Annotated in this window: 12 protein-coding genes; 9 read left to right on the top strand and 3 right to left on the bottom strand. The window is 41.6% G+C overall.

Features of this window, described 5'->3' with window-relative positions; genetic code table 11:
- The 5 genes from ACEW8F_RS13430 to ACEW8F_RS13450 all read left to right on the top strand — a co-directional run.
- Positions 1 to 122: uL13 family ribosomal protein (locus ACEW8F_RS13430; protein WP_373483987.1), on the top strand; the 122-nt coding region annotated here is incomplete at its 5' end.
- 24 nt (positions 123 to 146) lie between these two features.
- Positions 147 to 539, top strand: a complete 393-nt coding sequence (gene rpsI, locus ACEW8F_RS13435; protein ID WP_304888713.1) for a 30S ribosomal protein S9 — start codon at positions 147 to 149, stop codon at positions 537 to 539.
- Positions 540 to 626: 87 nt separating this feature from the next.
- On the top strand, positions 627 to 2,441 hold the full coding sequence (gene typA, locus ACEW8F_RS13440; RefSeq protein ID WP_373483977.1) for a translational GTPase TypA: 1,815 nt from the start codon (positions 627 to 629) through the stop codon (positions 2,439 to 2,441).
- A gap of 203 nt (positions 2,442 to 2,644) precedes the next feature.
- Positions 2,645 to 2,986: a hypothetical protein gene (locus ACEW8F_RS13445; RefSeq protein WP_373483978.1), complete on the top strand. Its 342-nt coding sequence runs from the start codon at positions 2,645 to 2,647 to the stop codon at positions 2,984 to 2,986.
- Positions 2,987 to 3,117: 131 nt separating this feature from the next.
- A complete protein-coding gene (locus ACEW8F_RS13450; protein WP_373483979.1) occupies positions 3,118 to 4,350 on the top strand; it encodes an AI-2E family transporter in 1,233 nt (410 codons plus the stop codon).
- An 81-nt stretch (positions 4,351 to 4,431) separates the two neighbouring features.
- Here the strand turns inward: ACEW8F_RS13450 and ACEW8F_RS13455 are convergent, their stop codons facing one another.
- On the bottom strand, positions 4,432 to 5,280 hold the full coding sequence (locus tag ACEW8F_RS13455) for an Mbeg1-like protein (RefSeq protein ID WP_373483980.1): 849 nt from the start codon (positions 5,278 to 5,280) through the stop codon (positions 4,432 to 4,434).
- 69 nt (positions 5,281 to 5,349) lie between these two features.
- The gene (locus tag ACEW8F_RS13460; RefSeq protein WP_373483981.1) at positions 5,350 to 6,189 is read right to left on the bottom strand and encodes a putative ABC transporter permease; all 840 of its coding nucleotides are present in this window, start codon (positions 6,187 to 6,189) and stop codon (positions 5,350 to 5,352) included.
- A 227-nt stretch (positions 6,190 to 6,416) separates the two neighbouring features.
- On the opposite strand from ACEW8F_RS13460, the gene ACEW8F_RS13465 reads away from it, so the two are divergent.
- Complete coding sequence (locus ACEW8F_RS13465) at positions 6,417 to 7,004, top strand: secondary thiamine-phosphate synthase enzyme YjbQ (protein ID WP_373483982.1); 588 nt, start codon at positions 6,417 to 6,419, stop codon at positions 7,002 to 7,004.
- Between the two features lie 19 nt (positions 7,005 to 7,023).
- Complete coding sequence (locus ACEW8F_RS13470; protein WP_373483983.1) at positions 7,024 to 9,531, top strand: MrcB family domain-containing protein; 2,508 nt, start codon at positions 7,024 to 7,026, stop codon at positions 9,529 to 9,531.
- Between the two features lie 123 nt (positions 9,532 to 9,654).
- On the opposite strand, the gene ACEW8F_RS13475 is transcribed toward ACEW8F_RS13470, so the two are convergent.
- Positions 9,655 to 10,086, bottom strand: a complete 432-nt coding sequence (locus tag ACEW8F_RS13475; RefSeq protein WP_373483984.1) for a CBS domain-containing protein — start codon at positions 10,084 to 10,086, stop codon at positions 9,655 to 9,657.
- A gap of 193 nt (positions 10,087 to 10,279) precedes the next feature.
- On the opposite strand from ACEW8F_RS13475, the gene cdaA reads away from it, so the two are divergent.
- Positions 10,280 to 11,128, top strand: coding sequence for a diadenylate cyclase CdaA (gene cdaA / locus ACEW8F_RS13480; protein ID WP_373483985.1), 849 nt, complete (start codon positions 10,280 to 10,282; stop codon positions 11,126 to 11,128).
- Positions 11,115 to 12,329: a YbbR-like domain-containing protein gene (locus tag ACEW8F_RS13485; protein WP_373483986.1), complete on the top strand. Its 1,215-nt coding sequence runs from the start codon at positions 11,115 to 11,117 to the stop codon at positions 12,327 to 12,329. The genes cdaA and ACEW8F_RS13485 overlap by 14 nt, the downstream gene beginning before the upstream one ends.
- The last annotated feature ends 240 nt before the right edge of the window (positions 12,330 to 12,569 follow it).

Genomic DNA, 12,569 nt, shown 5'->3' on the forward strand with positions numbered 1-12,569 from the left:
AAGCAGTGAAGGGTATGATCCCACATAACAAATTAGGGGATAAAATTGCGACTAAACTTAAAGTTTATGCTGGCAACGAACATCCACACGCTGCACAATTGCCTGAAGTTTACGAATTTTAATGCTGAGAAGGAGGAAATAAGAGAATGGCTAAAGTACAATATTTAGGAACTGGACGTAGAAAAACCTCGGTTGCCCGAGTTCGATTATTACCAGGGAGTGGAAAATTCACCATTAACGGACGTGATATTGATGAATTTTTCGGAATGGAAACCTTAAAGGTTATCGCAAGACAACCATTAACATTAACCGATACACTAAACACCTTTGACGTGATTGTCAATGTCCACGGTGGCGGTTTCACCGGACAGGCTGGAGCAATCCGACACGGGATTTCCCGGGCCCTGCTTGAAGCAGACATTAACCTGAGACCAGCATTGAAACGTGCCGGTTACTTAACTCGAGATTCACGTATGGTTGAAAGAAAAAAATACGGTCTCAAAAAAGCTCGTCGTGCACCGCAGTTTTCAAAACGTTAATATCAGACTTTTTACAAGGTCCTGCGACATTCAATGTTGCAGGACTTTTCAGTGTTACGCAATACAAAATTAAGAAAGCAGGAATTTATGAATAACAAACAACCCATTATTAACATTGCAGTCATCGCCCATGTCGATGCCGGAAAATCTACCCTGGTAGATGCCCTTTTAGGACAAAGCAATGTTTTTAGAGAAAATCAGGAGGTCGTGGACTGCGTAATGGACAGCAATGACCTTGAACGAGAACGCGGAATCACCATATACTCAAAAAACTGTTCCATTATGTACAAAGACATTAAAATTAATATTGTCGATACTCCTGGCCATGCCGACTTTTCTTCAGAGGTTGAACGAATCCTGAAAACAGTTGATACGGTTGTTTTGCTGGTCGACTCCAGTGAAGGTCCGATGCCACAAACCCGTTTTGTCCTTAATAAGTCGCTGGAAAAAGGGTTAAACCCGATTCTTTTCATTAATAAAATCGATAAAAAAGATCAGCGTGCTGAAGAAGTGGTTGATATGGTATTCGATTTATTTGTGGAACTGAAAGCTAATGACAAACAGTTGGATTTCCCGGTTCTTTATGGGGTTGCTAAAGAAGGCATCGCTATTCGTGATATGGCAGATGAAGGAGTGGATCTGGCGCCGCTTTTCGAAACCATTGTCGAACATGTCGGCCTTCAGGATGATCTGAGCCTGGAGCCATTGCAAATGCAGGTTTCTTCGCTGGCTTATGACGATTATATTGGCCGTCTGGGGATTGGTAAGGTCTATTCTGGAACCATTCATGCTGGTGAACAAATCGAAATCTGTAAAACTGACGGATCTTTTAAAAAGGAAAAAGTCAACCAGGTATTCGTCTACCGCGGTTTAGCCCGGGTCGAAGTCAAAGAAGCAAAAGCTGGGGATATTGTCGTTATCTCTGGTATTCCTGATATATCGATTGGGGAAACCATTGGTGAAATCAATCAGGTTCAACCAATGGAACTGATTGAAATTGAACAGCCGACCCTGTCAATGAACTTCCTGGTCAACAAATCACCTTTTGCTGGTGACTCCGGTAAATTTGTCACCACCCGACACATTCGGGCCCGGCTGGAAAAAGAGCTCGAAGTCAACGTTGGTCTTTTGGTTGAAGAACTGGAAGATACCACCGATGGTTTTAAGGTTTCTGGACGTGGCGAGCTTCATTTATCGATTCTGCTGGAAAACATGCGTCGAGAAGGTTATGAAGTAGCAGTTTCTAAACCGGAAGTGATTATGCACCGTGATGAGAATAATAAACTGCTGGAACCGGTGGAACTGGTGATTGTATCGGTACCGGAGAAATACTCTGGTGCAGTTATTTCTAAACTGAACATCCGAAAAGGTCGCATGGAAAGCATGTATACTGACGAATCCTGGACAAGAATGGAATTTTTTGTACCGACACGGGGATTGTTGGGCTATCAGAGTGAATTTATCAATGATACTCACGGCGAAGGCACCATGGTTCGTCGTTTCTCCGCTTTTGAAGAGCATAAAGGTGATATTCCGCAACGTCTTAATGGGGTGCTTATTTCCCAGTTTGCTGGTGAAACAATGGCGTATTCATTGTTTAATTTAAGTGATCGTGGCGAAATGCTTGTTAGAGCCGGAACAAAAGTCTATGAAGGCATGATTATTGGAATCAATAACCGCAGTGATGACATGACCGTTAATCCGACTAAGAATAAAAAAATGACCAATGTTCGTTCGTCCGGAACAGATGAGGCATTAAAATTGGTCGAGCCGAGAATTATGACATTAGAGCAAGCGATAGAATTTATTACTGACGATGAATTGGTGGAATTGACTCCCACCGATATCCGGATTCGCAAGAAAGTCCTGGGCGAGCTGGAACGAAAACGCAGCTCTCGCTAAAAATCCTGGAACGCTTAAATAGCGTTCCTTTTTTTGTGGGATGGATAAAATAGCAATACCAAGATCGTTACTCAAAATAATAATTGACCGCCTAACTTTTAGTGTGATATCATATAGTTGTTAAATGTGATTGCCAAACTGTTGCCAAATCCGACAGCTGTTTTTCAGTTGCAAGTCCTATCTTAAACAGGAGGTTAAACGAAATGATTGATATTGACAAACAAGAAGCCGAAGAAGGTAAAATTATGGCTGTTTTTGCCTATATTATTTTTCTGATTCCTTTATTGGCTGCAAGTGACAATCAATTTGCCCGATATCATACTAATCAGGGTTTGGTGCTATTCCTGGCTTGGCTGATTTTGACCTTTGTTGGTGGTATTATCGGACTGGTGCCGATTATCGGCTGGATTATATCCACCATTCTTTTTAGTGCAGCGCCGCTGGCATTTGTTGGTTTTGCCATTTATGGGATCATTAATGTTGTTCAGCTTGAAGCGAAGCCACTACCTTTTATTGGTGGAATCACCCTGTTAAAATCCTATTAAGTCGTTCTTCATACATTATCATAGATACATAAAAAGCATTGCTTAACTTGGCGATGCTTTTTACTTGCAAAAAAATAATAAGAATCCTAATCCCTCGTGGTATAATAAATACTAAAAAAGGCGGTGAAGCTGTGGAAAACAACAATGAATGGAAAAACAAAAACAAGGAAATGACTGATAAAACCTTCAGAAATTATTTTTTTCTGATTACCTTTGGAATCTGTTTACTGGTGGCGCTTCTGAATATTAAATACCTGGTCGGTTACCTAGGCTTGTTTATGAATATTATAACACCGGTGCTGATTGGTTTGGGAATTGCCTTTATCTTAAATATCCCGATGTCGTTTATTGAGATGCATTTTCTGGGCTTTATGAATCGGTTTGAAAACAAAGATAATCGGTTTAAAAGCAAAGAAAATCGATTTAGAAAGAAAAAAAATCGCGATATAAATAAGGGCAAACGAATGATTGCGATTACCTTGACATTTTTGTTGGTCATTGGTGTTTTAGCCGGATTGATCACCTTTGTTATTCCTCAGGTGAGTACAAGCATTGATACCCTGATGGTAAAGCTGCCTGGATATATTGATTCATTTAATACATTGGTTGATGACGCCCTGGCATTTTTCAATTTGCCAGCAACGATGTGGTCGGATATCACCATTGAATGGGATGCCCTGATGGAACAATTTGGTAGTCTATTACTGAGTTCGGTTCCGGAGATATTTAATGCCACAAAAAACATTACCGTTGGTTTCTTTAATGCTATCATGGGAGTTGTCATTTCAATTTATTTGCTGGCGGATAAAGAAAAACTCTTAACCCTTAAGGATAAACTGATCTACGCCTATGTCAGAAAAGATCGAGCCGATTTCATTCAGGATGTCAGCACCACTGCCAACCAGGTATTTCACGGATTTATTGCTGGACAGATTACTGAAGCATTTATTCTGGGGACCTTATGTACTGTTGGTCTGGCTATCTTGCAGATTCCCTATGCATTGCTAATTGGCGTTATGGTAGGTATGACTAGTGTGATTCCGGTTTTCGGAGCCTTTCTAGGTGCTGTTCCCAGTGGCTTTATTTTACTGGTGGTGAACCCCATTTACTGTCTGATCTTTGTAGTTTATATTATTGCCCTGCAGCAGGTTGAAAGTAATGTGATTTATCCGCGGGTGGTGGGAGGATCGATAGGCTTATCCGGTTTATGGGTATTGGTCGGCATGATTATTGGCGGTAGTCTATTTGGTTTCCTGGGAATTATTTTGGGGATTCCTTCGTTCGCAGTATTCTACGCCGTCTTCAGAAAAATCACCAATGAACGGATCGAAAAAATGACAGTGGAGCAGGAAAAACCGGCCTAAACTAAAGGCTGGTTCTGAAAAAAAGCGTCCTTTAGAGAATTGACCAACCGGTTCAATCGATTTAAAGGACGCTTTTCTAGTTTATTTTTTTGTTGTTCTGGTCTTTTCCAGCTGTTGTTTCGCTTTGGAAGCCATTAATGTTAAACTGACTGTAAAATTCTGAAAGCCGGAATATAAGGGGTGCCGCATATCCTGTTTGCGGATTTCACCACTGGGATCCAGCAAGCGGTTGGGCGGATGGTTATGATGAGGTAGTTTTGATTCACCGCCAACCACAATCCGTTTTCCGGCAATACTGTTTAAAAGAATGTTGACCACATCCCAGGCAGATTCGTAGGCAATTATTTTGTCTTGATTTTCACTGATTGCTTTGGCGTATTTTCGAATGAATTCAGCAGAAAAGCCCTGGCTGTTAAAGGTGACACAGTGCTTGATCTTATTACCATCAACAATAGTAATATATTGGCCATTGTTGCCTCCTTTAGAATGTCCGGTTAAGGTATACTGCTTAAAACCATAGGCTGCATCAACGGTATGGAAAAATTCAAGGGCTTTTAATTGCTGGGGCGTATCCGTTAAAAATCCGCCTTTGATATTGTCGACCCAACCGATGCCAGTGGTTCCCCGAAAAGCAATGATTCCAGAGTCCGGATCCAGATCAGAAAAACAATAGCCCACCAGGCCATTCTCAGGCTGGTTTGTGTAGGCCAGAATCTTCAGGTCTGTCAGATTGGGGTTTTCCATTATCAGATGCAGGGATTTATTCCACTCTGAGGCAGACATGGCACAATCACCCTGAAGATCTTTAACATTTTGTAACAGGGCGGCCACCATTTCTGCCACTGTGTAGTCTGGTAGCAAGGTAGATTCAACCGGGAGATCCAGGGCGGCAAGCTGGCTGATTAGATTGAGTTCGCTGTGATACAACATAACTGCTACCTCCTTTGGTAAGAAATTTGTTTGGACCAAATCAAAAACACTTAGGTTTTTCAGGCAAAATTATTTTACATCACTTCCAGTGTTCTGTGATTTGTTTTTTTCCATGTAGGCCTTATAGATTTCCAGAGCACTCTGGTGATCTTGATGTGCCATCTTGGGAAAAGCACTCATAATACGGCGATGGGAATAACGGTTAATGAACTTGGTTTCGTTGATTCGAGTGGTTAGCGAAACAATCAGATTGTGGGCCGAATCTTTTGCTTCGGAAAGTGTTCCAGCTTTAAGATCCCGGACTCTGGCAGTAATATCGTGGGCGGTAGTAATGCCCTTTTCTTTTAAATGATCCGTGAACTCGGTGGTTGCTTCATAAACACTGCTGAGCTTTTTGTTAAAGGAAACCGTCTCACGGGTTGATTCGATCAGATCGCTGAGAAAGAAGACCGCAGCAACCGTAGCAATGACCGTGATCCAGAAAGATGAAAAGCTGTTAACCAGATCATAAACAATGGGATGAACCACATATATCAGCACCACACACAACAGGCCAAAGAGAAAAGAGTTCAGCAAACAGACCCGACCGTTAATGTTAAATTTATGATCCGAGTAGTCCCACCATTTGGCATGAAAGAGTTTTTCCATGCCCCAACTGGTGATATATTCCAGGGTGCTGGTGAGAATAATGCCGATGAAAAAAACCAGGATCGGGTCACTGACATAAGGCATTAAGAACATAATAATGATCAGCGCACCGACCCCATAAATTGGGCAATAGGGACCATTTAAAAATCCCCGGTTAATAAATTTCTTTTCAGGGATCGAACAGTACACCACTTCACACATCCAACCGATGATGGCATAAAGAAAAAAATAAATAAAGAGCAGACTCAGATTATAATACATAAATGATTCCTTTCAAATTAATAACTTTCAATCATTTTAACATATCAGTTTACGGTCTCAAAGTTAAATCGTTTATAAAATAATTTTTGAAAATAGTTTTACATTGCAAATATTTATCCATCATTGATGGATATGTTTTTGTTTTTTCAAATTGGATGGTTTATAATGAATGATATACCCCAGGTTAAGACAAAGCAACGAAATTCAATACTAAACTAGGAGCGTAAATGAAAGCCAACAAGATTGAAATAACAAGCAGTGAACAACTCATTGATATTACCAAAAGTGTCCGGGACTATGTTGACCAGACCCGTTTAAAAGATGGCTTCGTGCAGATTCATATTCCGGAAAGAACTGCATCAGTGATGATTTCAATTAATGATGACTGGCGGTTGCAACGAGAGTTTTTTGATAAACTGAATCATCTAATGCCCAAGTATGATGGCATGAAGTTTACCGGTTGGACAACCGCCTGTGTGAAGGCAACGATTATTGGGCCAACTCTCCAGGTGATGGTTCATGATGGAACTTTGATGCTGGACAAAACTCAGAGTATTTATTTTGTCGAGTTTCAGGGGCCTGGCGAACGTCAGTATTTTGTCAGCATCTCAGGGACAACCCTGGCTGACAACGAGGAAGCATCGATGCCAGAAGAACTGGCATTGATTTTTGATAAGCGCCAGGCCTATGAAGAGGAACAGCAACGAATTCAGGAAGAAATGCGAAATGAGTGGCGCCTGCGAGAAGAGAATTGTCTGAAATTGGAAACTGAAAACAAGGAAAAAACTACCAATGAACCGGATCGGGAGAAATAGAAAAACAGAAGCATAAAAAATGAGAAAGGCAGTAGCAATGGGTTGGGAATTATTAGGATCGGATAAAATTATCAAAACGACAGAATTATCGGACTTTGTTAACACGGAGATGATTATTCCAAAAGAACTGATCAGTTTTTTTGGCAGCGCCGGAGAACGGCTGGCAATTATTTATCAGAATCGGGAATACCCTTCCTATCTGGAGACAGAAGGTGGTAATGCAAAAATTAAATGGAGCAAGGTGCTGATTCGCAAACTGGGTGAAGCCTTTCCGGACTATGAATTGTGGTTTAGAGGCGCTCAGGATGCGTCCAACACCCCAAGGCTGGAAATGAAAAAAGCCAATGATGTTTTTAGTCTTCGGCTCATATCGGAAAATGGAGAGAGCGGTATTGACGATGAAAAAAAAAGCGATACAGTGATGAGTCCCATTCCAACAACATCGGGACTTCAGGAGTTGCTGGTAAAATGGATTGTCGGTTATCCCAACTATTATCCCAGAGATTTTCGTTTTTCCTTTAAAGATGTGATCAATGAAGAGATCCCAAAAGTAATTGAAAGCTTTGAGGCCATTCGATCCGATTATTATCAGGTACTGGGATTTGCCGGAGATACCCAATGGGCTGAGATTCCCTGGGTTAAAGTGCTGGATAAACAAATTCAGAGCATTGATAAGGAAGACCTTTATCTGGCTTATATTCTGGCGATGGACAGCCGTAAGCTTTACCTGGCCATCGTTTATGGGGAAGAAGGCGTTGGGGTCAGAACCCTTTCGGAAAAAGCTTCCGAGTACCGAAAAAAAATCGCGACGGGAAACTATCAGACCAATCATCAAGATATTTTGCTGGCCAATGCCAGCCTGGTATCAGGGATTGTCTGCTATCGGGAGTATACCGAAACGGATATGCCTGAAGATGCTGTGCTGGCAGCAGAATTTGAAGATTTTATAAAAATGTATAAATTATGTTTGACTCATGATCAGGCAACTGATGAGGCAACGGCCTGTGGCGAACCAACCAAAGAAAATATTGTTGAAGAGAAATTGAGTGAAGAAAGTCTAATTGAAAAGAGTCCAATTGAAGAAAAGCTGATGGAAAAAAGTCCAATTAGCATAAAAAATGGTGACGAGGAATACCATGCTATCATAAATTCGAAAAGCGATGGTACAGCAGTAACAACGGGAACTGGGGATGGTGAAAAAAACCAGAACCTGATGGACACCCACTCCGGTCAGGAAGAATCGGCGGAGCTGAATCATGAACAAATATTTGCTGAAAGTCCGAAGCGAGAAGAGTTGAAAATGATCGGAGAAACAAGGTCGGAAAAGGAAGAAGCAGACCCATCTTATGCTGAAGTGGACTGCGTTCAATCCGAGGTATCCGAGGTGGAAGCGAAAGGGGTTATAGCCCAAGCATTTAACCACTATTCGATAAAAAATGATTATCTCACATCCTATCTCCAATTGGTTCAGGCAAAAATGGGGAACAAAGGCTATTACTACCCAGCGGAGTTAATTAAAGCCTATTATCTGTCGATTAAATCAAAACCATTTGTGATGATTAAAGGCCGGGTGGGTAGCGGTAAAACAAGTTTTCCCCGTCTTTTTGCCGAGGCGATTGGTGCCAGTCAGGAAAATGGACGATTCAAACGGCTACTGGTGGGAAAAAACTGGGACAATGACACCCATCTGATGGGTCACCTGGATAGTCGGGGGCACTTTATCCCTGGAGCATTGATGCTGATGTTAAAGACAGCCAAAGAATATCCGGATAAACCTCATTTTTTTCTGTTGGATGAACTGGATCAGTCACCGGTAACAGATTATTTGCAGCGCCTGCTGGAAGGGATCAATGGTAACAAGGATCCTTTTTTAAACCGGGAAGATTTTGGTGCTGACGTCGCGGCTTTCCGGGAATACGGGAGCTTAAATTTTCCGGATAACCTTTATATTATCGCAACTATCAATGAAGGCCTGGGGAGTTTTCCGATCGATCCCCGGGTTATTGATAGCGGTAATCAGATCCGGATGCCAATAGTTGAAATTGGCGTCTTTCCGGATTATGGCAGTTCTGCCGGCGAAAGTGACTGGGAAAACAGAGTGTTTAAAATCCACAGTCAGCCAAAAGGCTTGCCGGAAATTCTGGAAAAACTCATGCAATTGCTCAATGGGTTGCAACAGCTGTTAAGCAGATATGATTGTCCAATGGGTTATCGGGGGAAAAATGAAATACTGGCTTTTGGGATCAACAGCGGTGCCGAGGGATTGTTTAATGAACAGGAGGTCATCGATCTGGCTATTCTGCAACGCATTCTTCCGGCTCTGGCCGGTGATCAAAATGCAGGCACCGAGGTCTATCAGGCATTGGCATGCTTTGGGCTTGATGAAGGTCAGCGGGAAAAATACCTTAATCAGCCATTGGAGCGGTTTATCAGTAGCTATGAAATCTTGCTCAAAGCGGAAGCGATTCCCTGTTCCAGAAGCGGACAGGCGCTTTTAAAACATATAAAAACTAACTATCTGAAGTGAGAGCAAACTAAAAAGCCAATTAATCCGGCCTTATGGCAGCATTTCCATATCAGTTATTGACTGACTGGGAGATGGTGGGCAATAAGACCAGTTAATTGGCTTTGATTATTGTTTTATGGATACTCATCCAGCTTCTTGTTCAGCAACCTTATCCGATAAAAAATTGATCAGTTCTTTAATCAGTTCCTGGCGGCGAAGAATGCCGATAAAAATACCCTGGTCATCCACAAGGGGAATAAAGTTCTGCTTAACGGCCAGCTCGACCAGATGTTCATAGCTTTCATTGATTCTGGCTACTTCCAAATTGATTTTAAAATCAATATCTTTGATTTCAAAAGACGCTAAATCAATTTCCGGATGGGTGAGACTCAGTGATAAAACGCGGAGAAGATCTCCCTCACAGATGGTTCCCACGTACTGTCCTTTTTTATTAATCACTGGCAGGGCTGTATAATTGGTGATGACAAACATATTATAGGCTTGATTAAATGAATCAGTATTGGTTAAAAAGACGGTTTCGCTTTTGGGTAATAAATAAAACAGATGGTTTTTCATACAGAGAGCTCCTTTTTCTTTATAAAAGATTGGGAAGGTTTCAATTTGAAATTAATTTTAACATGAATTTCACAAGTCTCCCTTAAGAATTTTCTTAATGAGGACAATAATAATATCAAAAAACCCAATTTCCATTTCACGAAATGGCTTTGTTAGTGTATAATTAACAGTAATAATGAATGAGGGAACTAAAATGGAAGAGTTTTTGCTATATATTCAATCAAGAATTACAGTCGCCAGTATCATCGAGGTAGTCATTATTTCTTTTATTGTTTACCGGCTATTGATGTGGATTCGGGGAACCCAGGCCGAACAGGTTTTTAAAGGCTTGATCCTATTGCTTTTTTTGTCACCTGTCAGTGCCTGGCTGGGTTTTACCACCCTGAATCTGATTATCACCAGCGCCTTTACCTGGGCGTTTATTTTCATTGTAGTGGTATTTCAGCCGGAATTCCGGTCAGCTTTGGAACAATTAGGGAACAACCGGATTTTTAAAGAGATGATGAAGAAGCCATCGATGGATTTTCTGGAAGACGATGTCGACAAAATCATCAAAGCCGTGGGTAAACTGTCCTGCGAACGAACCGGCGCACTGATTGTGCTGGAAAAAGATACCGGACTTAACAATATTGTCAAAACCGGAACCGAGCTGGATTCAGACATCAGCAGTGAATTGCTGGAAAATATTTTCACCCCCAATCGTCCCCTCCATGATGGAGCCGTGATTATCAAGCTGTGGTCCGGACAAATTCGTGCGGCAGGATGTCTGCTGCCACTTTCGGATAATCGCGATTTAAGCAGTGAATTGGGAACCCGGCACCGGGCTGGATTGGGAATGACTGAAAAATCTGATGCCCTGGTGATTATTGTGTCCGAAGAAACCGGTCACATATCCTATGCGTCTAAAGGCACCTTATTTCAGGACATAATCATCGAGGTACTTAAACAGATTATTATGGAAAACTATACCGTCAGCGAGGAAGGCACAATTGACAGCGGGTGGATTAGCAAACTTTGGGGGAGAATAGATGGCAGCAAATAAAAAAAAGATATCTCTGCATGAACGGTTAATTCGAGTTCTTGCATCGGTTGGCATTGCGATCACCCTTTGGTTTATGGTCAATGGAAATGCTGATATGCTGATCACCCAGGATTTTAACAGTATCCCGATTACCTTAACGAATGTCGAATCCCTGACAGAAAAAAACCTGGTGCTGACTGATGATAAAAACTATTATCTAAATTTGCAAGTTAAGGGTACTGATAAAAATCTGAGAAATGTTAATATGAAAGAAGTAACAGCCGAAGTTGATCTTAGTGATATCGAAGAGAAGGGATCATATGACCTGGAAGTAGAAGTCAAGGGGCTGGCCAATTCAGTTATTATCAGCAGTATGAATCCTACCAGTCTCCCGATTGAAGTGGACAATATTATTAAAGAAGCGCTGGATGTGGTAATCCTGCTGGAGGGAAAACCGGCCAGGGATTTATCAGTGATTTCCGCCGAATCTCTGGAACAGGTAGAAGTGGAAGGACCGGAAGCTTCCATCGCCCGGATTGATAAAATAACGGCAACAGCTAATGTGAATGGTCTTGAGTCCGATACGACCCGCCACCTGGAGGTCGCCGCTTATGATGCCACCGGCAACCCCATCACGGACTTGGAAATCTTACCAAATGTTGTTGAAACGGAGATCGCCCTTGGGAAAACCAAGGCCATCGGGATTATTCCTTCCACAACCGGGAATCCCGCTAGTGGCTATATTGTCACCGGGATGCAGGTTGAACCTTCTAAGGTTCTTATTGGTGCCAAAGAAGAGTTGCTCAATACCATTGAGACGATACCCATGGATCCCATTGATGTTTCGGGACAGTCCAAAACGTTTACCAGAGACATTAATCTTACCCCACCGACGGGATGTTATTTCCTTGATGGCGGTGGAAAAGTTAAAGTAACGGTTTCTATTGAAAGTCCGGTGGAAAAGAGCTTTACCATAGATAAGGTAAGTACCAGGAATTTGGGCGCCGGTCTGGTGGCTGCTAAAGTCAAAGACTCCCGGGTGGTGGTTAAACTGGAAGGCGCCAGCAGCATTTTAAACAATTTAAATGCGTCTCAGATTGAGGCCTTTGTTGATTGCGCCAATTTGGGACCGGGTGAGTATGAATTACCGATTCAGACTAATTTATCCCAGTCTTTGATCAAATCAATCACTCCGGCAAAAACAACAGTAATAATTGAATAAAAAATTTGATTAAACAATAAAATTTACACAAAATTTAATACAAAATCTTGCATTTGACAATTATTTAACATATAATAGCAGGAAGTAATTTTTTCAGAAAATTACATTCACACCAAAAACACTATTTTAAGGAGGAAATTAAAAGTGAAAAGAGTTTATAATTTTTCAGCTGGACCATCTTGTTTACCACTAGAAGTCCTGGAAAAAGCTGGGTCTGAAATGGTATCCTATGGAGATGCC

Source organism: Acetobacterium sp. (assembly GCF_041752335.1).
Taxonomy (GTDB): domain Bacteria; phylum Bacillota; class Clostridia; order Eubacteriales; family Eubacteriaceae; genus Acetobacterium.

Bases quoted from the DNA above. Each gene is read 5' to 3' on its own strand.
- ACEW8F_RS13470 (WP_373483983.1), top strand. From the start codon at position 7,024: ATGAGAAAGGCAGTAGCAATGGGTTGGGAATTATTAGGATCGGATAAA.
- rpsI (WP_304888713.1), top strand. From the start codon at position 147: ATGGCTAAAGTACAATATTTAGGAACTGGACGTAGAAAAACCTCGGTT.
- typA (WP_373483977.1), top strand. From the start codon at position 627: ATGAATAACAAACAACCCATTATTAACATTGCAGTCATCGCCCATGTC.
- ACEW8F_RS13460 (WP_373483981.1), bottom strand. From the start codon at position 6,189: ATGTATTATAATCTGAGTCTGCTCTTTATTTATTTTTTTCTTTATGCC.
- ACEW8F_RS13475 (WP_373483984.1), bottom strand. From the start codon at position 10,086: ATGAAAAACCATCTGTTTTATTTATTACCCAAAAGCGAAACCGTCTTT.
- ACEW8F_RS13455 (WP_373483980.1), bottom strand. From the start codon at position 5,280: ATGTTGTATCACAGCGAACTCAATCTAATCAGCCAGCTTGCCGCCCTG.
- ACEW8F_RS13445 (WP_373483978.1), top strand. From the start codon at position 2,645: ATGATTGATATTGACAAACAAGAAGCCGAAGAAGGTAAAATTATGGCT.
- ACEW8F_RS13485 (WP_373483986.1), top strand. From the start codon at position 11,115: ATGGCAGCAAATAAAAAAAAGATATCTCTGCATGAACGGTTAATTCGA.
- ACEW8F_RS13465 (WP_373483982.1), top strand. From the start codon at position 6,417: ATGAAAGCCAACAAGATTGAAATAACAAGCAGTGAACAACTCATTGAT.
- cdaA (WP_373483985.1), top strand. From the start codon at position 10,280: ATGGAAGAGTTTTTGCTATATATTCAATCAAGAATTACAGTCGCCAGT.